The sequence below is a fragment of the Pectobacterium odoriferum genome, from assembly GCF_009931295.1.
GTDB classification, from domain to species: Bacteria; Pseudomonadota; Gammaproteobacteria; order Enterobacterales; family Enterobacteriaceae; genus Pectobacterium; species Pectobacterium odoriferum.
Window position 1 is genome coordinate 4,089,630 of sequence record NZ_CP034938.1, and the last position, 25,537, is coordinate 4,115,166.

Annotated in this window: 21 protein-coding genes and 1 pseudogene; 18 read left to right on the top strand and 4 right to left on the bottom strand. The window is 53.1% G+C overall.

Translation table 11 applies throughout. The features are described 5' to 3' along the window. The first annotated feature begins 447 nt into the window (after nucleotides 1–447). The 7 genes from EO763_RS18460 to EO763_RS18490 all read left to right on the top strand — a co-directional run bounded on the left by EO763_RS18460 (nucleotide 448) and on the right by EO763_RS18490 (nucleotide 8,112). Complete coding sequence (locus EO763_RS18460) at nucleotides 448–1,755, top strand: ABC transporter substrate-binding protein (protein WP_161529823.1); 1,308 nt, start codon at nucleotides 448–450, stop codon at nucleotides 1,753–1,755. Next, entirely contained in the window at nucleotides 1,752–2,303 is a 552-nt protein-coding gene (locus EO763_RS18465) for a glucosamine kinase (protein ID WP_161529824.1), read from the top strand. Before EO763_RS18460 ends, EO763_RS18465 begins: the two co-directional genes overlap by 4 nt. Next, complete coding sequence (locus tag EO763_RS18470) at nucleotides 2,300–3,214, top strand: glucosamine kinase nucleotide-binding domain-containing protein (protein WP_161529825.1); 915 nt, start codon at nucleotides 2,300–2,302, stop codon at nucleotides 3,212–3,214. The genes EO763_RS18465 and EO763_RS18470 overlap by 4 nt, the downstream gene beginning before the upstream one ends. A 26-nt stretch (nucleotides 3,215–3,240) precedes the next feature. Next, complete coding sequence (locus EO763_RS18475; RefSeq protein ID WP_161529826.1) at nucleotides 3,241–5,064, top strand: metallophosphoesterase; 1,824 nt, start codon at nucleotides 3,241–3,243, stop codon at nucleotides 5,062–5,064. Nucleotides 5,065–5,631: 567 nt separating this feature from the next. Continuing rightward, on the top strand, nucleotides 5,632–6,342 hold the full coding sequence (locus EO763_RS18480) for a metal ABC transporter ATP-binding protein (protein ID WP_161530440.1): 711 nt from the start codon (nucleotides 5,632–5,634) through the stop codon (nucleotides 6,340–6,342). Beyond that, on the top strand, nucleotides 6,339–7,193 hold the full coding sequence (locus EO763_RS18485) for a metal ABC transporter permease (RefSeq protein WP_161529827.1): 855 nt from the start codon (nucleotides 6,339–6,341) through the stop codon (nucleotides 7,191–7,193). The genes EO763_RS18480 and EO763_RS18485 overlap by 4 nt, the downstream gene beginning before the upstream one ends. Nucleotides 7,194–7,233: 40 nt before the next feature. Beyond that, complete coding sequence (locus EO763_RS18490; RefSeq protein WP_161529828.1) at nucleotides 7,234–8,112, top strand: metal ABC transporter substrate-binding protein; 879 nt, start codon at nucleotides 7,234–7,236, stop codon at nucleotides 8,110–8,112. 67 nt (nucleotides 8,113–8,179) lie between these two features. Here EO763_RS18490 and EO763_RS18495 read toward each other — a convergent pair whose 3' ends face one another. From EO763_RS18495 to dtnK, 3 genes are all read right to left on the bottom strand, one after another. Continuing rightward, nucleotides 8,180–8,995 (bottom strand): DeoR/GlpR family DNA-binding transcription regulator, encoded by an 816-nt coding sequence (locus tag EO763_RS18495; protein WP_039490800.1) that lies wholly within the window; start codon nucleotides 8,993–8,995, stop codon nucleotides 8,180–8,182. Nucleotides 8,996–9,192: 197 nt separating this feature from the next. Next, a complete protein-coding gene (locus EO763_RS18500) occupies nucleotides 9,193–10,173 on the bottom strand; it encodes a D-threonate 4-phosphate dehydrogenase (RefSeq protein ID WP_161529829.1) in 981 nt (326 codons plus the stop codon). After that, nucleotides 10,166–11,494 (bottom strand): D-threonate kinase, encoded by a 1,329-nt coding sequence (dtnK, locus tag EO763_RS18505; protein WP_161529830.1) that lies wholly within the window; start codon nucleotides 11,492–11,494, stop codon nucleotides 10,166–10,168. The genes EO763_RS18500 and dtnK overlap by 8 nt, the downstream gene beginning before the upstream one ends. 236 nt (nucleotides 11,495–11,730) lie before the next feature. Between dtnK and EO763_RS18510 the strand changes: the two genes are divergently transcribed. The 11 genes and pseudogenes from EO763_RS18510 to EO763_RS18560 all read left to right on the top strand — a co-directional run bounded on the left by EO763_RS18510 (nucleotide 11,731) and on the right by EO763_RS18560 (nucleotide 24,186). Beyond that, a complete protein-coding gene (locus tag EO763_RS18510; RefSeq protein WP_161529831.1) occupies nucleotides 11,731–12,867 on the top strand; it encodes an iron-containing alcohol dehydrogenase in 1,137 nt (378 codons plus the stop codon). 68 nt (nucleotides 12,868–12,935) lie between these two features. After that, the gene (locus EO763_RS18515; RefSeq protein WP_161529832.1) at nucleotides 12,936–13,820 is read left to right on the top strand and encodes a dihydrodipicolinate synthase family protein; all 885 of its coding nucleotides are present in this window, start codon (nucleotides 12,936–12,938) and stop codon (nucleotides 13,818–13,820) included. 38 nt (nucleotides 13,821–13,858) lie between these two features. Next, nucleotides 13,859–15,274, top strand: a complete 1,416-nt coding sequence (locus EO763_RS18520; protein WP_161529833.1) for a sodium:solute symporter family protein — start codon at nucleotides 13,859–13,861, stop codon at nucleotides 15,272–15,274. Between the two features lie 3 nt (nucleotides 15,275–15,277). Then, on the top strand, nucleotides 15,278–16,465 hold the full coding sequence (locus EO763_RS18525; protein WP_161529834.1) for a sialidase family protein: 1,188 nt from the start codon (nucleotides 15,278–15,280) through the stop codon (nucleotides 16,463–16,465). Between the two features lie 62 nt (nucleotides 16,466–16,527). Further along, a complete protein-coding gene (locus EO763_RS18530; protein ID WP_138254624.1) occupies nucleotides 16,528–16,998 on the top strand; it encodes a NanQ anomerase/TabA/YiaL family protein in 471 nt (156 codons plus the stop codon). 44 nt (nucleotides 16,999–17,042) lie between these two features. Beyond that, complete coding sequence (locus tag EO763_RS18535; protein WP_161529835.1) at nucleotides 17,043–17,732, top strand: SDR family NAD(P)-dependent oxidoreductase; 690 nt, start codon at nucleotides 17,043–17,045, stop codon at nucleotides 17,730–17,732. 694 nt (nucleotides 17,733–18,426) lie between these two features. Beyond that, nucleotides 18,427–20,802: pseudogene (gene cutC / locus EO763_RS18540) on the top strand (choline trimethylamine-lyase); the annotation flags it as partial. An 89-nt stretch (nucleotides 20,803–20,891) separates the two neighbouring features. Then, entirely contained in the window at nucleotides 20,892–21,842 is a 951-nt protein-coding gene (cutD, locus tag EO763_RS18545) for a choline TMA-lyase-activating enzyme (protein WP_039490975.1), read from the top strand. Between the two features lie 85 nt (nucleotides 21,843–21,927). Next, nucleotides 21,928–22,350 (top strand): DMT family transporter, encoded by a 423-nt coding sequence (locus EO763_RS18550; protein WP_039490790.1) that lies wholly within the window; start codon nucleotides 21,928–21,930, stop codon nucleotides 22,348–22,350. 11 nt (nucleotides 22,351–22,361) lie between these two features. After that, nucleotides 22,362–22,688, top strand: coding sequence for a DMT family transporter (locus EO763_RS18555; protein ID WP_039490789.1), 327 nt, complete (start codon nucleotides 22,362–22,364; stop codon nucleotides 22,686–22,688). Between the two features lie 436 nt (nucleotides 22,689–23,124). Beyond that, complete coding sequence (locus EO763_RS18560; RefSeq protein WP_161529837.1) at nucleotides 23,125–24,186, top strand: ABC transporter substrate-binding protein; 1,062 nt, start codon at nucleotides 23,125–23,127, stop codon at nucleotides 24,184–24,186. A 56-nt stretch (nucleotides 24,187–24,242) separates the two neighbouring features. Here EO763_RS18560 and EO763_RS18565 read toward each other — a convergent pair whose 3' ends face one another. Continuing rightward, nucleotides 24,243–25,433: a LacI family DNA-binding transcriptional regulator gene (locus EO763_RS18565; RefSeq protein WP_161529838.1), complete on the bottom strand. Its 1,191-nt coding sequence runs from the start codon at nucleotides 25,431–25,433 to the stop codon at nucleotides 24,243–24,245. Nucleotides 25,434–25,537 lie beyond the last annotated feature (104 nt).

The following is a 25,537-nucleotide window of genomic DNA, read 5'->3' on the forward strand; positions in this document are numbered from 1 at the left end:
GATATCGCAATTAGAATGCAAATTTGCATTAAATTGTCATTTGCATTCATTTATTGACATTTCGCATTAATAAATAAGATTATCGCGTTTATATATGTGATTAATATCACAAAAATGCTTTATTTAAATCAACATTTAAAATATCTTTAACCTGCTTCACATAAATCAGTCAGGGTTCTGTCCATGATTGCATGATGAAAATGACAGATGAATGCAAATTTGCATTAATAAAAAATGAAATAAATCGCCAAAAGAAAATATGCTCTAAATAATTCGAGTTTCAGGAAGGCGGCAAGAGAAGGAATCCCGATGAGCTTACATAAGTAAGTGATTCGGGTGACTGAGCGCGGCCAACGCACATGCAACTTGAAGTATGACGAGCATAAAACCCGTCGCCAACGCTTGGGTATTTGCGCCATTAATCAAACCTATGATGTGGAGATGTTTATGATACGTCCCAACACCGCGTTATTTTTTTCCGCCCTTGCACTGGGGTTATTCGGCAACAGCGCGTTAGCCGCCAAAACGCAAATAACATTTTTATATAGTGACGACGATCCCGAATTAGTGCATTTCATGGAGCAGAAAGTTAAATCCTTCTCTCAAAGTAATGAACGCATTGATGTGAATTTTGTCAGCACTGGCTATAACGCGCTGCAAACGCAGTTACCGATGCAGTTGGCAGCGGGCTTAGGCCCCGATATTGCTAAAACCACGCAAATGGGGCTGCTCGGTTATACGCTGGATTTACGTCCCTACTTGAAAGATCCCGCTGCATTTGAGACACGCTACAGCGCGGGTATCGAAAAGATCATGCGCGTGAAAGGCGTGCATAAAGCGGATGCGCTGCCGGGTTTTGTCGCCTCTTGGACTGCCGATCTGCCGTTCGTTAACGTGACGCTGTTTGAACAGGCAGGCGTTCCGCTACCGCAGCCAGGCTACACGATTGATGACTTGATGAAAGCCTCGAAGCGGGTCGCGGAAAAAACCGGCGTGCATATCCCCTTCACCATCGACCGCAGCGGTTTCCGCTTCTCCGGACCCGCCTATTCCTATGGCGCACGTTACGATAAAGACGGGCTGATCAACTTCCCGGATGCGGCAGCGCAGCAGTGGATTAAAGATCTGAAACGCTGGTCGGACGAAGGCGTGTTCCCGCGTGAAATGTGGGGTGCGGCAGGCGGTGGCCAGTACAAGAGCATGGCGGACGATTTCGTGAACGGCAACATCGTGACCTATTTCTCCGGCAACTGGCTGTTGAACCAATTCAGTAAGCAGATTGGCGACGGTTTTGACTGGAAAGTGCTGCCCGCGCCTTGCAAAGAGAAGTGTATTTCGATGGGTGGCGCGACCTTCATCATGCCATTTACCACTACCAAACACCCACAGGAAGTCGCCGAATTCATGGAGTGGCTGAGCAGCGAACCGCTGCAACGTGAGATCGCCGAGCGCTTCAATATCATCGTCGGCGCGGATATTGCCGATCTGCACTACCAGACCAAAGATAAGCACGTGATCGACGGCCTGAACACCGCGCGTGAAGAGATCAAAAAGATCCCGTCTTACGTCTTTGATTGGGAACGCATGGAAAGTCTGGGCGCGAACGAACTGTACCCCATCATCCTGACGCGCTTTACCCAATACCTGAACGATCAGGTGTCGTTTGATGAGTATCTGCGCCTGACCTCAAACGATGTGAAGCGCCTCAACGAAACGATCGCGACCAATCAACAACAGCGGAAAAACGCACCGTGAAAGGGCAACTGAGGGAGATCGGCATTGATGGCGATCGCCCCTTTGATCGGGCGCAGGAGAGCACGTTGTGCGAACAGCGCTGGCCGGGACAAAGCCGCTATCTGCTCGTCACCGGCGGTTTTACCCGGCTGCTGCACTGGCATGACGGCCTTCTGACCTGTCGCGGCGGCGATAGCTTTCTCATCGGCAACCCAGCCAGCCTGTCGCGGCTGGGGCTGTGGGCGGTGCAGGAGATGCTTCAGGCCGTTGAGGGCATCACCCCACTGACGCCACTCAGTGAAGCGCTGTTCCTGCACTTCGATAAGCATATCGATCGGGTTATCGACTGGTCAAAACAGGCGCAGGCCGCAGACTACAGCACGCTCGGACGCGTTGTGCTGGCGCACCCGCAGGATGCGCTGGCGGTGCAACTGCTGACCCGCTGCGCGGGCGAGCTGAACCTGCTGCTCAGCAGCCTGCCGGACTCGCAGACTGAAACCGTCAGCCTCAGCGGCGATCTGGCAGTTGCCTGCCTTCCCTATCTGGATTCTGGAGCACGCGCATCATGACAACATGGCTCTATGCCGGTGTAGATGGCGGTGGTACAGGCTGTCGGGCACGCATTTATCAGGCTGACGGCATGCCGCTCGGACAGGGACACGGCGGTCGCGCCAATCTGCTACTCGGCGTGGAGAACGTTCGCCAGTCGGTGGACGACGCTATCGCGCAGGCGTTGAAGCACAGCGGACTGTCACCGGATGACGTATCCCGGCTGAAAGTCGGGCTGGCACTCGCCAGCGCAGAACACCGCGCCGCCTATGATGCCTTTCTTGCACTGCCGCATCCTTACGCCGCTCAGGTACTCAATACCGATGCGCTGGGCGCCTGTCTGGCAGTCAACCAAGGGAAAGAGGCGGGCGTAGTGATTGCCGGCACGGGTTCTTGCGGGCTGGCGTGGCAAAACCGGACGATTACCGCCTACGGCGGCCATGAATTCCCGATTTCCGATCAGGGCAGTGGCGCACGGCTTGGGCTGGCGGCGTTGCAACATACCTATGATGTGCTGCAAAGCTGGTGCTCGCCATCTGCGCTCAGTCAGCGCATCGACGATTTCTTTTCCGCCCGCGCAACGCCCGCGCAGGCCGCGAACACGCTCGACGCGCTACAGACGTTTAGTCAGCAGGCGAAACCGGGCGACTATGCGCAGTTCGCCCGCCACGTATTTGACTGCGCTCAGCAGGGCGATACCGTTTCTCACACGCTACTGGCGCAAACGGCTAGCGAAATCGGCCTGCTGTTGGCCGCCGTGGCACGCCATACACCTCCCCGCCTGTCGCTCATGGGCAGCATCGGCTTACATATTCGCCCGTGGCTACCGGACGAGTGGCAATCCCAACTCGCGGCTCCGATGGGCGATGCACTCGACGGCGCGCGATTGATTGCCTGTCATGATTATGCGTTATACAGCCATCCGTTATAAAAAAATACATAATGCCGGAGACATCAATGACATCATTTACTCGCAGAACCTTCGTCAAGCTCGGTGCAGGCAGCGCCATTACGTTAGCTGGCGGCTTTTTTCACGCCAACGGCGAATCAGCAGCCCCCGCCGAACCGCTGCGCATTGCCATTATTTCGGATGTCCACGTCCACAATATTTACGGCCACTACGATTTTGACGGCCTGCCCGATGCGCAGACGGGAAAGAAGCTGACCATTCGCACCCTGAAAGATTCGGTGAATTCGACCCGTATCTTCAACGAACCCTACTTTGCGCTGCTGGCCGCGCTCGACGAACTGGCAAAACAGCAGGTGAAATACGTCGTGCTGTCCGGCGATTATTCTGATGATGGGCAACAGCCTACCGTTGAAGGTATTGCCACCATCCTGACGCAGTATGAGCAGCGTCACGGCATGCGCTTCTTCGCCACGCCGGGCAACCACGACGTTAATCGCCCGCAGGGGGATGACTCCTCGGAGAGAATGCTCAATGCCGACGGCAGCAACACCATGCTGAGCAGTAAATCCGACGTCAAACTCGGTGATGCAAAATCGTTGATCGTCACGGCCAAGATGCAGGCGCTCGGCTATGAGCGCGGCCTGCCGCTGATGAAACCGTTTGGTTTCTTTAAACGCGACGATTTTCTGCACTGGGAAACGCCGTTTGGTGACAGTGATGAACTTAGCCAGCGCCAGTATCTCGCCCGTTCGCCTGACGGCAGCAAACAGTGGAACATCGTGGACGCCTCCTATCTGGTGGAGCCGGAAGCCGGACTGTGGCTGCTTTCCATTGACGCCAACGTGTATCAGGTTAAAAACGGCCCGGAAAAACGTGAGGAGATCAAAGGCTACTCCACCAGCAGCGACACGGGCTGGAATGCCTTGTTGACGGAAAAGCCGTTCATACTGCCGTGGGTGAAATCGGTAGTGCAACGGGCGAAAGCGCAGAACAAGAAGCTGCTGGTGTTCTCGCACTATCCGCTGGTCGATTTTCTCGACGGCACGGTAGAAGATGAAAAACAGCTCTTTGGCAGCAACAGCTTCATTAAACGCACGCCGCGGCCAGAGGTCGCCGAACAGGCGCTGGCGGCAGGTATTCGCCTGCATTTCAGCGGCCACCTGCACGTTAACGACACCGGCGTGTATCGCGGTTCACAGGGGACGCTGGTGAATGTGGCGGTACCGTCGCTGGCTGCCTATCCGCCCGCTATGAAACTGGCGACGCTACATAACGACCGGGTGGACATTGATACGCTGGTGCTGCGCAACGTGCCGCAATTCAACCATCTGTTCCCGTTTTATCAGAAAGAGTTGGATCGCACCGGTGAACCGCTGGGCGACATCCTGAAAAGCCGCGATTATTACGACTTCCTACACCATCATCTGGCGCTGCTGGTACGCCAGCGTTTTCTGGTGAAAGACTGGCCGGAAGATTTATCCCCTCTCATCACTACGCTGAACTGCGCCGATCTACTGTGGATCGCACAACAACAGGAACCGCTCAGCGCCAAAACGCTGCCCGACGCCGCCGAGCGCAAACCGACTGCGGTTGCAGGCACCGAAGGGTTACAGGATATTTCCCTGCTCACGCTGGTCACCGACTGGTATTGCCTGCGCAACGGCAGCGATCTCGCCTGGCAGGATATTCCAACTGCACGGGTGAAGCAGTACCGCGCGCTACTAGCAGCCTACACGCCAACGACCACACTGCCGCCGGACAGCCTGCAATACCGCTTCGGCCTGATGCTGAAAATCCTCGCCGGTTATATTAATGACGAGCCAGCCACCCGCTTTGTGGTTGATATGAAGGGGAATTTTTTAACGGTATAAGATTTTCTCTTTCGGGGGAGGCTTCGTGCGCCACGCTGAAGATAAAACTGAGCCAACTCATATTGCTCACGGGTCTTCTCTTCACGGCGTAAAAAATTATGCTGAGGTGAACATGAACGCCGAGTGAGCGGCATGGACGCCGCGAAAGCCAGTGCCGCGTCAGGAACGCGTCACTGGCGGCTCGATTAGCGGTCATGAACACCGAAGGCACCGCGTTAGCGGCATAATTTCCGCCAAAAGCCGGGGTTCATAGGGGGCTGGCGTTTGAGCCCCCTATGTCGGGCGCGTGCTACGACGTAGCATGAAGATAACAGTGCTTGAAGCGCACGAAATATTGCACTCCCGCCCCAGCAACCGCTTACAACCAAACCCAATCAGCTTACATAATTTTTTACCTATTCCCTCTGTCGTCATCGCCAAAAAGTGATATGTTATAATATAACAATCCAACCTTTTGCCGATGATAATGACAAGTTTTTACTCTCTCTCCGCGTTCAAGCGCGTGTTACTGGTTTCCCTGCTGTTGGTACTGTTGTGGCTATTAGTTGGGTGGGCGGTGATGTTGCCATGATTGCTCTACAAGAACTGGCCTTTGGCTATCGTCATCAGCCACCACTCGCGACGCTCAGCGGATGCTTTCATCAGGGATCGCTGACGGCAATTATCGGCGCGAACGGCACAGGAAAATCAACCCTGTTGAAAACGCTGGCAGGTCTGCTGCCACCACTTTCCGGCACCTTCAGCCTCGGTAACGGCAGCAACAATAATGCTATTGGCTATTTACCCCAGCTCTCCGAATTCGATCGCCAGTTTCCTATTAACGTACGCGATCTGGTGCTCATGGGATCGCTGCCCCATCGCGGCTTGCTGCGGAGTATTAACGCCAACTGGCACCGCAAAGCTATTGATGCACTCGACGCCGTCTCAATGGGGGATTTTGCCGATCGGCATATTGGCGTCCTGTCCGGTGGGCAGTTGCAGCGTGTGCTTTTTGCGCGGCTGCTACTGACACAGGCGCCCATTATTCTGCTGGATGAGCCTTTTACTGGCATCGATAGCCAGACCATGCAAACGCTCTTGCAGATTATCGAACAGCTTCACGCCGAAGGCAGCACCATTCTAGCCGTATTGCACGATCTGGAAGTAGTCGGGCAGCACTTCCCGACTATCTTACACCTCACCCCAGACGGCCACCGCTGGGGAGATGCTCAACCCATATTACACAGCCTGCGCAAGGCCGACAGCGATACGTCAACGCTCAGGATCGTCACGTCATGATGCTACTTGATCTTATTACTTCCCCTTTTGCCGAATTCGGCTTTATGCGTCGTGCGCTGGTCGGCTGTCTGGTGTTAACGCTGAGCGCCGCGCCGCTGGGCTGTTTCCTGCTGTTGCGGCGTATGAGCCTGATTGGTGATGCGCTGTCGCACGCGGTCTTACCCGGCGTGGCAATCGGCTACCTCATCTCGGGGATGTCGCTGCTAGCAATGGGAATCGGCGGTTTTATCGCCGGGCTATCTGTCGCCATGCTTTCCGGTTTCGTCACTCGCCACACGGAATTAAAAGAGGATGCCAGCTTCGCCGGTTTTTATCTCGGTTCGCTCGCGCTCGGCGTCACGCTAGTGTCACTACGCGGCTCCAGCGTCGATCTGCTGCATGTACTGTTCGGATCGATTCTGGCGGTGGATCGCGCCGCGCTGATCGACATTGCGCTGATCGGATCGACTTCTTTGTTGGTGCTGGCCGCTCTCTATCGGGCGCTGGTGATTGAATCGTTTGACGTGACCTTCCTGCGCATCAGTTCAGGGCGCTATCGGGCGTTAATCCACGGTCTGTTTCTGTCGCTGGTGGTGTTGAACTTGGTCGCAGGATTCCAACTGCTAGGCACGCTGATGACGGTCGGCATGATGATGCTGCCTGCCGCCAGCGCACGCTTCTGGACGCAGCGCCTGCCCGCCATGCTCGGTATTGCGGTGCTGCAAGGGATGCTCGCCAGCCTGATTGGGCTGCTGTGGTCCTACTATGTCGAGTTGCCCGCCGGGCCTGCCATCATTCTGACGATTACGCTGTTTTTCTGTTTCTCGGTCTGTGTTGGTCATCACGGTGGGCTGTTACGCCAGCGTCGTTGATCGATGAATCTCGTTATCTGCAACTGTCTGTGAGGGAAAAATGAAACGTTCACTGTTAGCTATTGCGTTATCCGGCCTACTGCTTAGCCCACTGGCGATGGCAAAGAATCTTGATGTTGTCGCCAGCTTTTCCGTACTTGGTGATATGGTCAGCCACATCGGCGGCGATCGCGTGACCGTGACCGATCTGGTGAAGCCGAATGGCGATCCTCATGAGTTTGAGCCTTCGCCGAAAGACAGCAAAACGCTGGCTAACGCCGATCTGGTTTTCGTTAACGGGCTGGGGCTGGAAGGGTGGATCGATCGGCTGGTCACCGCCTCCGGCTACCGTGGTGAGGTCATCACGGCATCAAACGGAATTGAAACACGCTCGATGGTGGAAGACGGCAAAACGGAAACCGATCCCCATGCCTGGAACAGCATGAGCAACGGTGTGGTTTACGCGCACAACATCGTCAACGCGCTGGCAAAAGCCGATCCGACCAATGCCGATTACTATCGTCAACAAGGTGAAGCCTACATCAAGGAGCTACAGGAGCTGGATAGCTACGCGAAGAAAACCTTTGCCGCTATTCCACCGGAAAAACGCAAGGTGCTGACCAGCCATGACGCGTTCGGCTACTTCAGCCAGGCCTATGGCGTGAAATTCCTGTCGCCTGTGGGCTACTCTACCGAATCCGAAGCCAGCAGTAAGAAAGTGGCCTCGCTGATTAAGCAAATCAAACAAGAGAAGGTCAAAAGCTACTTCATTGAAAACCAGACTGATGGACGGCTGGTGAAACAAATCGCGAATGCCAGCGGTGCGCAGCCCGGCGGTGAGCTGTACCCAGAAGCGCTGACCGATGCATCCGGCCCCGCGTCAACCTACACGGCGGCGTTTAAGCACAACGTCGATACCCTCGCCGCCAGCATGAAGTAGATACGCATATTTAGCCGGCACACAGAAGATCAGGAAAGAAAGCGCCACGGATGGCACCTCGCTTCACTTACACCAGCGTCAGATTGAACGTTTTGCCTTTCAGCTCCGTTTGCGCCTCGGGTGCTAACGCGCTGTCGGTGATGATATCGGTGAGTTCCGACAGGGGCGTGACGCAGAACAACGAATACGCACCGTATTTACTGCTGTCGGCCAGCAATATCCGGCGGCTGGCATTCGTACCGAGATCTTGTTTTATGCCCGCTTTCTCTTCCGTCGGCGTGGTAACGCCTTTATCCAGACTCCACGAGTTGCAGCTGATAAACGCGATATCGGGGTAAATGCTGCGTAACAGACGGCGGCCATGTTCGCCGATGCAGGACTGACTGCTGTCATCAATACGTCCACCGATAATCGTCACTTCGATCTGCTTGAACTCAGACAGAAACAGCGCAATTTGCAAATCGGCGGTAATCACGCGCAGCGGCAAATGTGTCAGGTTTCGCGCCAGCTCCAACATGGTCGTTCCCGCATCCAGCACGACCGCACTGCCCGGTTTAACCAGCGTCGCGGCATAGCGGGCTATCGCCTGCTTTTCTTGAAGACTACGATGTAATTTCTCATTCGTGGTCGGCTGGGAAGGGATAAAACGATTGAGCGTCACGCCGCCATGACTGCGGCTAATCACGCCCTGCTCATCCAGTTTGATCAAATCACGACGAATCGTCGCTGGGGAAGCGTCGATCACGGACACCAGTTCATCTACCGTCACCAGATTATGGCTTTTCAGGTAATCCATAATCTGATCAAGACGGCTCTGCCCTTTTACTTTATCCCCGCTCATGCGGAAAGCATCAGTTAATGTAGGATCCACGGCGATATCCATCTTACTGTCATATACCCGTAATACTTCAAGCGGCTTGTGCGTTGGCTGCGCGACTCGAATTATTTGGGGTATAACGTTATTTTACATTGTTGGTTGCAGGATACCAGAAACCCTCCCGAACACGGGAAGGAAGATATCCTGCAATGTGCACTGTAGCTTAAAAAACCGTGCTATCAACCGTGATGGGTTACTGCCAATCAGGCCAGTTGCATGGCGAGCTGGATAGAAATCGCCATACTTTCTGACTTCGCTTTCCCTGTCCAGGCAATATCAAACGCCGTACCGTGGTCAGCAGACGTGCGGATGAACGGCAATCCGGCGGTGATATTCACCCCATCATAGAAGCCCAGCAGCTTAAGCGGAATGTGGCCTTGATCGTGATACATCGCCACCACCATGTCGTACTGGCCTTCATACGCCTGCAAATAGACGGTATCTGGCGGGCACGGACCATAGACATCAATGCCTTTAGCTTTCATGGCTTCAACCGATGGCGACACGATGGTGATCTCTTCATCACCAAACAGGCCATTCTCGCCCGCATGCGGGTTAACCCCAGCAACGGCGATACGCGGGTGAGTAAAACCAACGCGCTTGAGGAAGACATCCGCCATCTCGATCACCGTTTCCACGCGATCGCGGTTCAGCGTATCCAGAAACTTACGCAGTGCGATGTGCGTTGAAACATGGATCACCTTCAACTTATCGGTATACAGCACCATCGCATAGTCACGGCTGTTGGTCAGCTTCGCCAGCAGTTCGGTGTGGCCCGGATAGAGGTGGTCTGCCGAGTGCAGCGCTTCTTTATTCAGCGGCGCGGTGGCAATCGCATGGACTTCACCCGCCATCGCCAGCTCGGTCGCTTTCTTGATGCAGCGGTAAGCCAAATCGCCCGCCTGCGACTGAACAACGCCAGGCTTCAACGCCTGAGGATCTTCCAGCGGCTCATCAATCATGTTGATGACGCCCGGCGCGAAGACCGCGTCAGCCGGTTTATCAATAATTTTCAACTCTACGGCTGGCACGATATTCAGCGCCAGAATACGTCGCATCGTCTGTACGCAGCCCACCACCACGGCGGATGCGCCGGAAAGCTCGCCTTCGGCCAGCGATTTGATAATAATTTCCGGTCCAATCCCTGCCGGATCCCCCATCGTTACCGCAATAATTTTACTCACTGACCTTCTCCTCAATAAAACGTAAAACGTCGAGCAAAGTAGTTTCGTTGCCAAAACCCCCCGCTTTAGTCATCACAGGGGTCATGCCGACAACGCTGTTCAGCAGGTATCCCCAGGGCACACAGGAAGCAATTTGCCCCTTAATCTGAAAACCGGTCGCGCCCAGTGCGGTTGACACGGCAATTGCAATGTCACCACCGGATAAATACAGCCCACCCAGCAAGCGCCGGTTAGCACTGTCCGCCGTCAGGCTGTCTAGCGCCTGAACACTATTGCGCGTAAGTTCCCCCAGATAGTGGCTGATCGTTTCGCCAAGCTGCTGTCGACTAAGCCCAAGCTGCTGGCACCGCGCGTCAAGCTCGAAGCGCTGATTTTCGTCATGACAGGTACGAATAATGCAGTGATTACCGTTCATCAGCGCCTTCACCGCGTCCTCACACTGAGATGCCATGACGGTGGATGAATCGGGTGAAAAAAGTGCGTTGATATCAATCTCAACCAGCGTGACATCGCTGCGCAGTCTGACGGCCGCAATCTGTTTTTGAGCAATATCGCTCATCGACCCGACGACAGCCAGCAGCGGCCTTTCGGTCTTACGCGTAAAATTATGCGTATTTGCCAGCGCTTCGCTCAGGCCCGCCGAGCCGACCAGCAAGGGGCGAAATGGCAACGTTCTGGCGGCGTGAACGATATGCGTCAGATCGTCCTGCTCGTCGGTATCAAGAATAATCAGACGTACACCCTCGTCCGCCAACTGCTGCAAACGGTCGGCTAAATTAGCCTGACGAACCTCATCAAGGTGTATTTCCGCTACGGATAAAGCGGTTTGCTCTGCCAGACGGGTAGCGATAGACGCCGAAGCCACCGGTGTTTTTGGGTCGCTGGCAAATTCTGTATCGGTAAGCAGGCGCCCATTCACCCAGACTTCACCTTTGCGGGTCACGCGCCCCAATGTTGGTGACGCGGCGGCAATCAGCGCCACAGGTGTCCCCGTAGCAAAGAGAGCTGCGGTAACTTCCGCACCCAGATTCCCACGCAGCGTTGAGTCGATTTTCTTAACGATCCAACCCTGTCCTCCAACAGCCAACCATGCTTCAACCACTGCGGTGGTACGCTGGAATGCGGTCTCTTCGCTCGCCGCACGGCTATCGGTGTTGATCACCACCGCATCGCCCAGTAAATCCGCATGCAGTTTATTAACGTCAAATACGACGCTAACCCGCGCACCGTGCTGCGCCAGACCGACGCCCGCATCATTGGCACCCGTAAAATCATCAGCGACCACTAATACCTGTTCTGCTGATTGCGGCACGTTTGACATACCTCATCCCCGGTTCATGATTACCTGACAATGATTATATTGAATCACATTTGATTATATGTGAGCAATATCAAATTATTTAAAAGGAATTTCACCTATAAATTATCACCGAAATGTGGCAAATGGTGTTTACACGTGATGAGAACTACGCCATTTGACTGAAACTAATCATCACCACAACCAGTATCATCATAGCGATAACGCTATGGCGAAAGAGAAAAGGCAAGGTAATAAGCATGAACATCAATAGCACTATCCTCAGCGGTTACCGGGTACTTCAGGACATCAGTCACCTGTTGGCAGGGAAACAGCACGTTTTATTTGTCACCGACAAAAACATCGTCGGGCTGCCTGACGTTCAGGCGCTGATCGCACAAGTGAAGCAAGCCGTTCCGCAGGTTCTGTTGGTTGATCATGTTCCTGCCGAGCCGAGCCAGCACGACGTTGCCCAGATACTGAGCCAGCTCAATCAAATCCAAACCGATCTGGTCATCGGCGTAGGCGGCGGCAGCGTACTGGATGTCGCCAAACTGCTTTCCGTGCTGTGCGCGGGCGATGACACCGTCACGCTGGATAGCCTGTTGGCAGGAGAGAAACCGACTCGCCGCACGACATCCCTGCTTATCCCAACCACAGCAGGAACCGGCTCAGAAGCCACGCCAAATGCCATTCTGGCGATCCCGGAAAAAGAGACCAAAGTCGGCATTATTACACCGGTGATGCTGCCGGATTACGTTGCGCTGGTGCCGGAGCTGACGATCAGCATGCCGTCGCATATCGCCGCTTCAACCGGTATCGATGCACTCTGCCACCTGATCGAGTGCTTCACCTCGACGATCGCCAACCCGGTGAGCGACAACTACGCGCTGATTGGCCTGAAAAAGCTGTTTGCCAACCTCGAAATCTCCGTGCGCGAGCCGAGCAATATGGAAGCCAAGCTGAACATGCTGTGGGCGTCCTATTACGGCGGTGCTGCCATCGCCCACTCCGGTACGCATCTGGTTCACGCCATGTCTTACCCGCTGGGCGGCAAGTACCACATCCCGCACGGCGTGGCGAACGCCATCCTGCTCGCCCCTTGCATGCGTTTCGTGCAGGACGCCGCACAGGACAAATTCGCACAGGCGTATGACCTGCTGCCGGATGCCGATCTGACGCTCAGTACAGCGGAAAAAGCGCAGGCGCTGGTGACCTACTTCAGCGAATTGGTTAAACGACTCAATCTGCCTAACACCTTACAGCAGCTCGGTGTGGAAAAAGACCACCTGCCGTACCTGGTTGATGCCGCGTTACAGGTTCAGCGCCTGATGAAAAATGTGCCGACACAGGTCAGCGCCGACGATGTCCGTGAGGTTTATCTGACCCTGTTTTAAAACGCACGGGTTTAGGTAGAACGGTTTTAAATTTTCATCTTTTTGATTACGTGTCACGAGGAAGAACAATGAGTAAAAATATTACCGGCGTACTAACTGCCATCGTCACGCCGTTTGATAACCAGGGCGAATTTAACCCCGCTGCCATGCGTCTTCAGGTTCAGCGCCAGATGCGCTACGGCAACGGTATTTTCTGTAACGGCACCAACGGTGAGTTTTTCGTTCTGCACACCGATGAGAAAGTCGCCGTCACGGAAACCTGCGTTGATGAAGCTGCCGGAAAAGTGCCGGTTGTCGGCCACATCGGTGAAATCTCCACGCGGGAAACCATCAAGCTCGGCAAGCGCATCGCCGCGCTGGGTGTTGATGCCGTTTCGGTCATCACCCCGTATTTCATCCCACTCAAACAGGAAGAACTGATCGCCCACTACACCACCGTCGCCGATGCGCTGACTGTGCCGGTGTTTCTCTACAATATTCCTGCACGCACGGGGAATACGCTGGCACCGGAAACCGTCCGCACGCTGGCGGATCACCCGAACATCATCGGCATTAAAGACAGCGCAGGCAGCTATGAAAGCCTGAGTGGCTACGTGCAAGCGGTGAAAGGTGTACAGGGTTTTAACGTATTGAATGGCCCAGACTCGCTCATTCACCAGGGCTTTGTTGACGGCTGCTCCGCCTGTATTTCCGGGCTAGCTAACGTGGCACCGGAACCGATCAGCCAAATTTGGCACCGCTTCAACGCGGGTGACATCGAAGGCTCCCGTCAGGCACAAGAACAGGTTGCCGAATTGCGTAAGACACTGTACGCCATCGCATTTTCACCGGCTGTGGTGAAAAAAGCGCTGGCGATTATGGGTGAAGATGTCGGCGTCAGCCGCTATCCGATCCAGTTTTCCGCACAGGATGAAGACAACATCCGCAACATACTTAGTCAATTCTCGCAGTAACAGAGAAATATCAATTTCCACTTATAGGCCGAGAAGATATGAACCATTTTAACTTTACTGACACCCTCATAATCGTTGGGATGATTGTGTTTTATATCGCATTCACCTCATGGTTAACCTACAAGCTCCGCAGTAAATCGAACACCGAGTTCATGGAAGGGTCACGTGCGCTACCGGCGTTTATCGTCGGTATCCTGCTGATGACCGAATTCATCGGTGCCAAATCCACCATCGGTACGGCACAGTCTGCCTTTGAGAACGGCTTTGCCGCCTCCTGGTCAGTGATTGGCGCCGCCATCGGTTTCCCGCTGTTTGGTATCATTCTGGTGAAAAAAATCTATAACACTGGGAAGATCACCATTTCTGGCGCGATTGCTGAGAAATACGGCACCAGCACCAAAAATATTATCTCGATCATCATGATCTATGCGCTGTTGCTGGTGAACGTGGGCAACTACGTCAGCGGCGCGGCAGCCATCGCCACGGTGTTGAAAGTCTCCCTGCCTGTCGCCGCGTTGATCACCGCTGTCGTCAGTACCTTCTACTACTATTTCGGTGGCTTGAAAGGGACGGCCTACATCACGCTGATCCACAGCGCCGTGAAATACGCTGGCGTGATGATCATTCTGTTCGTAGCATTGAAAATGACCGGCGGCTTCAAGCCAATGATTGAACAAATGCCGGATTACTACTGGACGTGGGACGGTAAACTCGGTGCCAGCACCATCTTCGCCTGGCTGATCGGGACTATCGGTTCTATCTTCTGTACCCAGTTCGTGATTCAGGCCATTTCATCAACAAAAGACGCCACCAGCGCAAAACGTGCCACCTGGGTTGCCTTCTTCTTCTGCATGCCGATTGCGCTTGCTATCGCGGTCATCGGTGTGGCGGCGAAGTTTTCCCACCCTGAAATCAACAGCCTGTACGCGATGCCAGTCTTCCTGCAAGACATGAACCCATGGCTCGCCGGTCTGGTCACGACGTCACTGGTTGCTTCTATCTTCATCAGCGTGAGTATGGTGGCACTGGCTATCGTTTCCCTGCTGATTAAGGACTTCTACGTTCCTTACTGGAAACCGACACCAGAAAAAGAGATGAAAATGACCCGAATTCTGTCGCTTGTCGTAGGGTTCGCGCCGCTCGTCTTCGTTCTGTTCGTTCCTGAAATTCTGAAGCTGTCGTTCTTTACTCGCGCCATTCGTCTGTCGATTTCTGTGGTCGCGGTGATTGCGTTCTACCTGCCATTTTTCAACAGCGCACGCGGTGCAAACGCCAGCCTGATCTCCGCCTGCGTGGTCACCTCCGTTTGGTATATTCTCGGCAACCCATACGGCATCGATAACATGTACGTCGCGTTGGTTACCCCAGCTATTGTCATGTTGCTCGATCGCATGATTCCGAACAAAGCGAACAAAATCAAAACCTCTCCAACTGAAAATAAATCAGGAGCCTGAGTCATGAGTAGCGAAACCATTACTGTGGAACGTAGCGGAAAAGTTCATCACGCAGAAGGCGATGCCGCGCGTCTGGATGCCTACATTCCATCGGAATGCCCGCAGAATCATGCGGCCAACCTGCTCCATCTGCCGAACGGCGATGTACTGTGCGTCTGGTTTGGCGGCACACAAGAAGGGATTGCGGATATCTCTATCTATATGTCCCGTCTGGTGAAAGGCAGCGATAGCTGGAGTAACGCCGTTAAGTTGTCTGAAGATGCTACGCGCTCCGAGCAAAACCCGGTTCTGTTCCTCGCGCCGGACAACGTGCTGTGGCTGCTGTACACCGCGCAGAAATCCGGTAATCAGGACACCGCGATTGTGCGCTACCGCCAGTCCACCGATTTGGGTGCCACCTGGGGCGAGATCGGCACGCTGCTCGATCAGCCGGGCACGTTCATCCGCCAGCCTATCACCGTGCTGGAAAACGGCGACTGGCTGCTGCCAGTGTTCTACTGCCGCGTTCAACTGGGTGAGAAATGGGTCGGCAACGATGACGACAGCGCCGTGAAAATTTCCAGCGATCAGGGGAAAACCTGGCAGGAATACCCGGTGCCAAACAGCACGGGCTGCGTGCATATGAACATCACCCCGCTGAAGGACGGCACGCTGCTAGCGCTGTACCGCAGTCGCTGGGCGGATTTCATCTACCAAAGCCGTTCAACGGACGGCGGTAAAACCTGGTCAGATCCTGTGCCGACCGATTTGCCGAACAACAACTCGTCCATTCAGGTGACGACGCTGGAGAATGGCCATCTGGCGCTGGTGTTCAACCACATGAGCGCCGCCGATGCCACCGAGCGCCGTCTGTCGCTGTACGATGAAATCGAGGATGAAGAAGACAAAGCCAGCGGTGCCAAAATGCCGGAAGTACAAGCCGGTGGCCGTAGCGCCTTCTGGGGTGCCCCGCGCGCGCCGATGACGCTCGCCATTTCGGAAGACGGCGGTAAAAGCTGGCCGTGGCAGCGTAATATCGAAGTGGGCGACGGTTACTGCATGACCAATAACTCCACGGAGAAGCTGAATCGCGAGTTCTCTTACCCCAGCGTCAAGCAAGCGCAGGACGGTAAGCTGCACGTCGCATTCACCTACTTCCGACAGGCGATCAAGCACGTCGTGGTGAGTGAGGAGTGGGTCAAAGCGAACTAAACCACGCGGCTTTTTTCTCTTTATCAGCGGGGGCTCTCCCCCGCTAGTTTCAGGACTCGATTATGATTGCAGGAAACCTCAACGCCCTCAAACTCGCCACGCTGCCAGACGCGCTGTGGACCATTCTGTCCGCGCCGGGCATGTCACTGGCTGAACTGAATGCGCTGCCCGAAGGCCGTTATCAACCGGAAGGCGCCGAATGGTTCTACAACATAGGCACCGTGAACACCGCACCACGCGCCACGCGACACACCGAATTTCACAGCAACTATCTCGATATTCAACTGATTCTGGAAGGCGAGGAGATTATCGGTTACGGTCTGAATGATGTGCATGGTCAGCCCGCAACTGAACGTAAGCCGGATCTCTATATTCTGGATAATCCTCAGGTACCGCATCAGATCCACCTGCGGGCAGGCGACTTCGTCACCTTCTATCCGGGAGAGGCTCATCAGGCGCTGTGTGCGATTAACGACAGCCCCGCACCGGTCAAAAAAGCAGTGTTTAAAATCCCCGTCACGTTGTTGCAATAAGAACGGTTGTATCAGAACGGTTGAATATTAAGGAGACGTATTTCATGTCAGCGACAGCCCCTAAACACGCCCTGATTACCGGTAGCAGCTCAGGGATCGGTGCCGCCATCACACAAAAATTACTGGCGGAAGGCTGGCGGGTAACCGGCCTGTCACGCAAGCCGGGTGACTATTCACACCCAAATTTTACCCACCGCGCGGTGGATATCATGGATACGCCCGCGCTGACGGCCATGCTGGACGAGATTACGCAGGTTGATGCCGTCATCCATGCCGCGGGCATTATGAAGGCTGCCCCGCTCGGTCAACTTTCGCTGGAAGACGGCGAAACGCTGTGGCGCTTGCATATTAACGCCGCGCAGGTACTGGCCGATCGACTGGTCGATAAGCTACCGCAAGGTGGAAGAATTGTGCTGCTGGGCAGCCGCACGTCCAGCGGTTCAGCAGGACGCAGCCAGTACGTCACAACAAAATCCGCGATGATCGGCATGGCAAGAAGCTGGGCGGCAGAACTGGCTCCACGCGGCATAACGGTAAACATCGTCGCGCCGGGTGCAACGGAAACCCCGATGCTGACCATGCCGGGTCGCCAAAGCTCTCCACCGAAGCTGCCGCCAATTGGGCGCTTCATCCAGCCACAGGAAGTGGCCGATCTGGTGGGCTATCTGCTCTCCCCGTCTGCCGCAGCCATGACTGGCCAGCAGTTGGTGATGTGCGGCGGCGCCTCGCTGTAACGCTCTCTTTTCTCCCTCGATTACAGGCCAATTTTCTTAAGCATAGATTGGCCTGAATTATCAGCCCTATTTTCCTTCCTCTTGCAACCCGCACTATATAAATTCCACGCCCCATTTTATTTATTATGAATACATTTAAAATAATTAATGAGGAAATAATACAAAAGCAATTACATAATAAAACAGAATGAATTGATCTTAGTCAATTTATTAATGCTGTTATTTTTATCAGCATTTAAAATAGTAGCTACACTATTTTAAATGTATGAAAAAGACTCATTAAAGAAATAAGAAATTATTAAAAAAACAAGTATTAATTAACAAACCAATCAACCTACCCTCTCTCTATATGATGAGGTTTTGTTAAAAACAAACGGTTATCGTAATAAAACCACAAAATAGCTTCACGAAAAAACAAACAAAATTAAATCATTAATAAATAAATAAAAAACCTTCATATACAGTGACATTCAGGCAAGTGCTTTCTGCCTATTCCGTCACCCAGACATAGCACATGGTATTTCCCTTATCGGATCTGATTGCATCAGAAAAAATAACAGCAGGAGACTTTTGTATGGATAATGACACGTTAGCACCAAAAACAAATCACTTCCCGTTTGATAACAGCATATTGAATACTGAAAAAATAGCCACGCGGGACAGTCTTAAAAAATCATCTAACGTAGCAGAGCAAGAAACGCTTACGCCACGTATGCAGCGCCTCCGCGATCGTTATTTAGAAGCACGCCCTAGTATCTCTATTTATCGCGCACTGGCCTTCACCGAGGTGGCAAAACACAACCCCGGTCTGCCGCCTATTCTGTTACGGGCTAAATCATTCCGTAGAGCCTGCGAAACGGCACCAATTCTGATTCAGGATGAGGAACTCATTGTAGGGCATCCCTGCGGTAGACCGCGGGCGGGAGCATTCTCTCCCGATATTGCCTGGCGCTGGGTGCGTGACGAACTGGACACCATGAGTACCCGTCCTCAGGATCCTTTCCAGATTTCAGAAGAAGATAAAAAAACGATCCGTGACGAGATAATACCGTTTTGGCAAGGCCGCTCGCTGGATGAGATTTGCGAGACGCAATACCGTGAAGCGGGCGTCTGGGCCTTCAGCGGCGAAACCTTCGTCAGCGATCTTTCTTACCACCAGATCAATGGCGGCGGCGACACCTGCCCCGGTTACGATGTGCTGCTGTTCACCAAAGGCATGGAGGGCATCAAGGCCGACGCGCAGACGAATCTGGCTCAGCTTGATATGGACGAGCCGGATAATATCGACCGTATCTATTTTTATAAGGCCGCGATTGAAACCTGCGACGGCGTCATCGCCTATGCCCGCCGCATCGCGGCGCACGCACGTGAACTGGCAGAGCGGGAAGAGGATGCCTCACGGCGCGCCGAGCTTCTGGCTATTGCTGAAACCAACGAGAACGTGCCTGCCCATCCGCCCAAAACGTTGCAGGAAGCGCTGCAAAGTATCTGGACGCTAGAGTCACTGTTCGAAGTGGAAGAGAACCAGACGGGGATTTCACTGGGGCGCGTCGACCAATACTGCTACCCAATGTATGAGGCCGACATTCAATCCGGTCGCCTGACGCGTGAGCAGGCGCTGGAAATGATGCAGATGTTCATTCTGAAATGTGCCGAGCTGATGTGGATGTCCAGTGAAAGCGGCGCGAAATATTTCGCTGGCTACCAGCCATTTATCAATCTGACGGTCGGTGGGCAGAAGCGCAGCGGAGGCGATGCCTGTAACGATCTGACCTACCTGATCATGGATGCAGTACGTTTCGTCAAAGTGTATCAACCGTCGCTGGCCTGCCGTATTCATAATCAATCCCCGCAGGCGTATCTGGAGAGAATTGTCGACGTCGTCAAATCAGGGATGGGCTTTCCGGCCTGTCACTTCGATGATTCCCACATCAAGATGATGCTGCGTAAAGGCTTCGATTTTGAAGATGCCCGCGACTACTGCCTGATGGGCTGTGTCGAACCGCAAAAATCAGGCCGTATTTATCAGTGGACCTCCACGGGCTATACCCAGTGGCCGATCGCCATTGAGTTTGTCTTAAACCGTGGCCGAATGATCCTGTTCGATCGCGTTCAGGGGCTGGACACCGGTGAGTTAAGTACGCTGGACACGTTCGAAGCGTTTGATCGTGCGGTGAAAACACAGATCGCACACATTATCCGCCTGTCGGCGATTGGCACCGTAATCAGCCAGCGCGTACATCGTGATGTCGCCCCCAAACCGCTGATGTCGCTGCTTGTCGAAGGCTGCATGGAAAAGGGGCAGGATGTGGCCGCTGGCGGCGCCGTCATCAATCACGGGCCGGGACTCATTTTCTCCGGGCTGGCGACTTACGTAGACTCCATGGCGGCAATCCGCAAGCTCGTTTATGAAGATAGACAATACACGTTGGAACAGCTGCGTGACGGCCTGCTGGCGAATTTTGAAGGTAATGACGAACTCAGAAGAGACTGCCTGAATGCGCCGAAATACGGCAATGATAATCACGTGGTCGATCAGCTCGCGCGGGATATCACCGAATGGACAGAAAAAGAGTGCCGCCAGTACAAAATGCTCTATTCCACGTTTAGCCACGGCACGTTATCGATCTCAAACAACACGCCAATTGGTGAACTGACGGCGGCCAGTGCTAACGGCCGACTGGCGTGGATGCCGCTTTCCGATGGTATTAGCCCGACACAAGGCGCGGATACCAAAGGCCCCACTGCCGCCATTAAATCCGTCAGCAGGCTGAACGCCGAAAGCATGAATATCGGTATGGTGCATAACTTCAAATTCCTTAAAGGCATGCTGGATACGCCAGAAGGTCGCAACGGACTGATCGCCCTATTGAGAACGTCGTCGATTTTGGGCAATGGGCAGATGCAGTTCAGCTACGTTGACGATGAGGTGTTGAGAAAAGCCCAACAAACACCAGAGCAATATCGTGATTTGATCGTGCGTGTCGCAGGCTACAGCGCCTATTTCGTTGAGTTATGTAAGGAAGTTCAGAACGAGATCATCAGTCGCACTATGATCGATAAGTTTTGATCGACAAGTTTTGATCGCTCCACAGCCTAAAGGCATTAGCAGGATATCGTCGAGCAGGGAGGCTTACAATGACGGAGGAAGATACAAGCATGGAATCCGCACAGACAACCACAGGGCGAATATTCAACATCCAAAAATATTCAATCTACGACGGGGATGGCGTCCGCACGCTGATTTTTATGAAGGGCTGCAATATCCGTTGCCCCTGGTGCGCTAACCCAGAGGGGATCAGCAACGCCTATCAACTCATGATCTCTCAGGATAAATGCGTAAACTGCGGCAAATGTGTGGACGTTTGCCCTACGGGCGTTCACCGCATGCGGGCAGACAGCAGCGGCCAGCAGCGCCATCATCTCGATCGCACGGCAAACTGCATTGGCTGCCGGAAGTGTGAAACAGTGTGCCTGTCCGGCGCGCTGGATGTCATAGGGCAAGAGATGACGGTTACCGAGCTGATGGAAATCATCATGCAGGATTATCCTTTCTATGTGTCCTCCGGCGGCGGCGTCACTCTCAGCGGTGGGGAAATGAGCCTACAAACGGATTTCGCCGTCGAACTGCTCACCGCCTGCAAGCGCATGATGATTAATACCGCAGTAGAGACACAGGGCACGACCCTGAAGTCCCACTACAGTAGGCTCGCCGCCGTAACGGATTTATTCCTTTTTGATATCAAACACATTGATACCCAGCAGCACAAAGCGCTGTTCGGCATAGGGAATGAGAATATACGGCGCAATCTGGAACATCTGGTCAGGCTGGGAGCCGATATCGTCATTCGTATGCCGCTCGTTCGCGGCTATAACGATTCGTACGATGCGGTGACCAGCGCCATTCATTATGTTCAAACGCTGGCAGAGCACGGCAATATAAAGCGCATCGACGTATTGCCCTACCATCAACTAGGCCGCAAAAAATACGAAAAGCTGGGCATGATTTACCCCATCAAAAACGATCCCAGCTATAGCCAGGAAGAACTGCATCGTCTGGAGATGTTCTTTTCCGAGTTTGATATCGATATTCGGCTGGTTCGTCATTAAAGAGAAGCCTATAGCAGTAGAAAATAACCCTCGCCGTACAACAAGAGAACACATTTTTAATACCCAATAAATCAGGAGTCATATTATGTCACTCAGAAAGCGCTCATGGCTTTGGATGTTATTAGTCATTTTGTCAGAAACATCGGCCACCTCTACGTTAAAAATGTTTGATAATAGTCAGGGAATGACAAAAATAGCGTTATTGGCTGTTATTATTCTGCTGTACTGTGTTTGTTATTATTCACTATCAAAAGCCGTAAAACATCTTCCTGTGGGGTTAGCCTATGCAACCTGGTCGGGTACAGGCATTTTATTGGTTTCAACACTCAGTATTGTTTTCTACGGCCAACGTCCCGATATCCCCGCCATCATTGGGATGGCCGTGATTGCCACGGGCATAGCCATCATGAATCTCTTCTCTAAAATGGGCGAGGATGAACAATCCGAGATGCTAACGAGCAGCACCCAAAATCCGCCATTAAACACAAAAATTATTCATGAGAAATAAGGATACCCATCATGCTAAACGGATTCCTCTGGCTGGCACTCTCCATTAGTTCGGAAATCACCGGCACGTCAATGATCAAAAAAACCGATGGATTTAAAAAGCTCTCCCCTTCCGTTATCGTGATTTTCGCTTACTGCCTTTGCTATTTTTCGTTAACGCGTGCGATGGGCTATTTGCCCGTAGGCATTGCCTATTCCCTATGGTGTGGTTTTGGCATCATTGGTGTGACATTTATTTCGATGTTGCTCTACAAACAGAAACCGGATCTCCCAGCCCTCTTTTCTATGGTATTAATTATCAGCGGGGGAATGATCATGAACCTGTATTCAAATATGTAACATCGCCCAGGCATATTTTCTCTTACTGCCGGGGATTTTACATTCCCCCGGCAATGTGGCGATCTAGATAAATTATCGCTAAGTAAATGAGGAAAGCGGCATATTGTTATCCGACGTTTTTATCTTTCTTAATCTCGAATAAAGTGTGAATAGCGTGCCATCGCACAACAACACGGAAAAAATCATTATTTATAGATAAAAAACAAAAAGATAAGCACTCCAATCATAGTTGCGTCTTCTCTGGCGAGACAATGTTCAGAAGAAACCAAGTTAATTAAAGAAAATAAATTTTTTCCCCCTACATTCCCCGTCTAGCTTATGTCAAAAAACTCTTTATCAAGCACCGTGCGCTTCCCTACTCTCAGAAAGTCGATATTTTCATCCTTATCTTTTATCAGGCTGCACACAGCCCTAACCTATTGATGGACAGGTCATTATGAATAATAAAAGCAATACCACTCGCCCTCTTCATTCTGGGAACGCTTTACGTCGTAAATGGCTTGGTCTGACAGTAGCCAGCGCGGTTTTACTGTCGGGACTCAGTCTGCCAACGCTGGCACAGGCGGAAGGACAGCTGCGCATCGCGCAGCAATTCGGGATCGTTTACCTGCTGCTGAATGTCGCGCAGGATCAAAAGCTGATTGAGAAACATGGCAAGGAAGAAGGGCTGGATATCAAGGTCGAGTATCTACAACTTTCCGGTGGTGCAGCGGTGAACGATGCCTTGCTCTCCGGTTCGGTAGATATCGCTGGGGCAGGCACTGGGCCATTGTTCACGCTGTGGGATCGCACCAAGGGCCGTCAGAACGTACGTGCGGTGGTAGCGACCGGTAACTTCCCTTATTACCTGATCAGTAATAATCCCAACGTCAAAACCATTGCGGATCTAACGGACAAAGATCGCATCGCCATTCCTGCTGTAGGCGTTTCTGTCCAGTCACGTTTCCTGCAACAGGCTTCTGCCGAACTGTGGGGTGATAAAGCCTACAATCGTCTGGATAAACTTCAGGTTGCCATTCCACACCCAGAGGCCACCGCCGCGATTATCAGCGGCGGCACGGAAATCACCACACACTTTTCCAACTCTCCGTTTCAGGAACAAGCGCTGGCAGGTAACCCTAAGGCACATATCATCCTGAATTCCTATCAGGTCACTGACGGACCGAACTCGCCGGTCGTGCTCTACGCCACTGAAAAATTCCGCAAAGACAATCCACTGACCTACCGCGCCTTCGTTAACGCTATCGCGGAAGCGGCAGATTTCGCCAGTGCGCATCCCGAAGAGGCCGCCGACGCCTTTATTCGCGTGACTAAATCGCGTATCGATCGCGAACTGCTGCTGGGCATTCTGAAAAGTCCGGAAGTGTCGTTCAGTGTGACGCCGCACAAAACCTTGCAGTTGGGTCAATTCCTGCATCGCGTTGGGGCGATTAAAAACAAGCCGGAATCCGTCAAAGACTACTTCTTCGACGATAAGCACGTCGACGCAGGCAGCTAATCACGTCGCGTGTGGCAAGCCTGCATGAGAAAGATGCAGGCTTGCTCAGATCCCTGCTAGCTGCTGGCGCGGGGCTCAAAGATAAATTTCACCTTTTCCAGTACGGGCGGGTGATCGTCGTTATCCATCATGGCAAGCACCAGACGCCCGACCTCAGCCCCCAACTTTTCATAGTCAAGCCGCATCGCGGTCAGCGCCGGGAACGTGTGCTCACATTGTTCGGAACCATCAAGACAGGCAATCGCCAGATCGTAAGGGACTTTCATCAGGCGGCGCTGGCATTCAAAGAGCGCGCCCAGCGCAATTTCCTCATGGCTACAGATAATCGCATCCAGCTCCGGCTGGTTTTGCAGCAATTCAGTCATCGCATAGCGGCCAAATTGTAGGCTGGGTGCTTCCGGGATCGTAATTTTCAGATCCGCATTGTGATAGTGCGCCAGCATGGCTTTATTCCAGCCATTCAACTGCTGCTTTTGCAAACGGTTATCTGTATGAGCGCCAATATAAGCCACGTGACGATATCCCTTTTCCAGCAGCGACATCGTCAGTTGCTCCGCCGCGTCGGCAAGGGCGATATCAATATTGATATTTGCACTCAGCACATCAGCGCCGGAAACATTCACCGTAATGACATGACTGGCCTGGATGATGTCCTGAGTTCGCTGTGAGAGTTGCGCACTGAACAGCACCAACGCCGCTGGACGTTGCTGCAAGAGTTTTTCGACCATCCCCGCTTCGGTATGCTGGCGATATTCATGGCAGCCCATGATTAACGGAATGTTGTATTTGCCCACCGCCTGTTGCAGCGCCTGCACAAAACGAACGCTGGCGCGATCTTGCTGAAAAGGATAAAGCACCGCGATAGCGGGCTGATAGGCTGATGCCAGTGCGCCTGCTGCCTGATTCGGTACATAGCCCAGCGTTCTTATCGCGTCATTGATTTTCTTCTGCGTGGCATCAGAAACCAGTCCGGGCTCCCGCAACGCGCGGGACACCGTCATGGCGCCGACACCGGCATGGTTCGCGATGTCCTGTAGCGTTACGCGATGGGTGCTCTCGGTAAGCTGGCTGGCTTCTTGATTGGGTTCATAGCCTAATGCTCTGGCGGCCAGTTCCACTTTGCTGCGTAACTTTTCAGAGACCAGATCGGGTTTGCGCATCACGCGTGATACCGTCATCGTCCCTACGCCCGCGTAGTCGGCGACATCCTGTAGCGTAACCTTACCGGTACTGCGACGCTTACGCATGCTCACTTCCTCTCCATTCGTCATTTTTCTCATCGCACGGTCGCGATAACAGCCTGTTACGTCATTGCCTTCAGGCTAGCGTGAAGGGGTAAGCAACGTGCGAA

Coding starts and splice junctions, on each gene's coding strand:
- EO763_RS18460 (WP_161529823.1), top strand. CDS start 448: ATGATACGTCCCAACACCGCGTTATTTTTTTCCGCCCTTGCACTGGGG.
- EO763_RS18470 (WP_161529825.1), top strand. CDS start 2,300: ATGACAACATGGCTCTATGCCGGTGTAGATGGCGGTGGTACAGGCTGT.
- EO763_RS18475 (WP_161529826.1), top strand. CDS start 3,241: ATGACATCATTTACTCGCAGAACCTTCGTCAAGCTCGGTGCAGGCAGC.
- EO763_RS18480 (WP_161530440.1), top strand. CDS start 5,632: ATGATTGCTCTACAAGAACTGGCCTTTGGCTATCGTCATCAGCCACCA.
- EO763_RS18485 (WP_161529827.1), top strand. CDS start 6,339: ATGATGCTACTTGATCTTATTACTTCCCCTTTTGCCGAATTCGGCTTT.
- EO763_RS18490 (WP_161529828.1), top strand. CDS start 7,234: ATGAAACGTTCACTGTTAGCTATTGCGTTATCCGGCCTACTGCTTAGC.
- EO763_RS18495 (WP_039490800.1), bottom strand. CDS start 8,995: ATGGATATCGCCGTGGATCCTACATTAACTGATGCTTTCCGCATGAGC.
- dtnK (WP_161529830.1), bottom strand. CDS start 11,494: ATGTCAAACGTGCCGCAATCAGCAGAACAGGTATTAGTGGTCGCTGAT.
- EO763_RS18510 (WP_161529831.1), top strand. CDS start 11,731: ATGAACATCAATAGCACTATCCTCAGCGGTTACCGGGTACTTCAGGAC.
- EO763_RS18515 (WP_161529832.1), top strand. CDS start 12,936: ATGAGTAAAAATATTACCGGCGTACTAACTGCCATCGTCACGCCGTTT.
- EO763_RS18520 (WP_161529833.1), top strand. CDS start 13,859: ATGAACCATTTTAACTTTACTGACACCCTCATAATCGTTGGGATGATT.
- EO763_RS18525 (WP_161529834.1), top strand. CDS start 15,278: ATGAGTAGCGAAACCATTACTGTGGAACGTAGCGGAAAAGTTCATCAC.
- EO763_RS18530 (WP_138254624.1), top strand. CDS start 16,528: ATGATTGCAGGAAACCTCAACGCCCTCAAACTCGCCACGCTGCCAGAC.
- EO763_RS18535 (WP_161529835.1), top strand. CDS start 17,043: ATGTCAGCGACAGCCCCTAAACACGCCCTGATTACCGGTAGCAGCTCA.
- cutD (WP_039490975.1), top strand. CDS start 20,892: ATGGAATCCGCACAGACAACCACAGGGCGAATATTCAACATCCAAAAA.
- EO763_RS18550 (WP_039490790.1), top strand. CDS start 21,928: ATGTCACTCAGAAAGCGCTCATGGCTTTGGATGTTATTAGTCATTTTG.
- EO763_RS18555 (WP_039490789.1), top strand. CDS start 22,362: ATGCTAAACGGATTCCTCTGGCTGGCACTCTCCATTAGTTCGGAAATC.
- EO763_RS18560 (WP_161529837.1), top strand. CDS start 23,125: ATGAATAATAAAAGCAATACCACTCGCCCTCTTCATTCTGGGAACGCT.
- EO763_RS18565 (WP_161529838.1), bottom strand. CDS start 25,433: ATGCGTAAGCGTCGCAGTACCGGTAAGGTTACGCTACAGGATGTCGCC.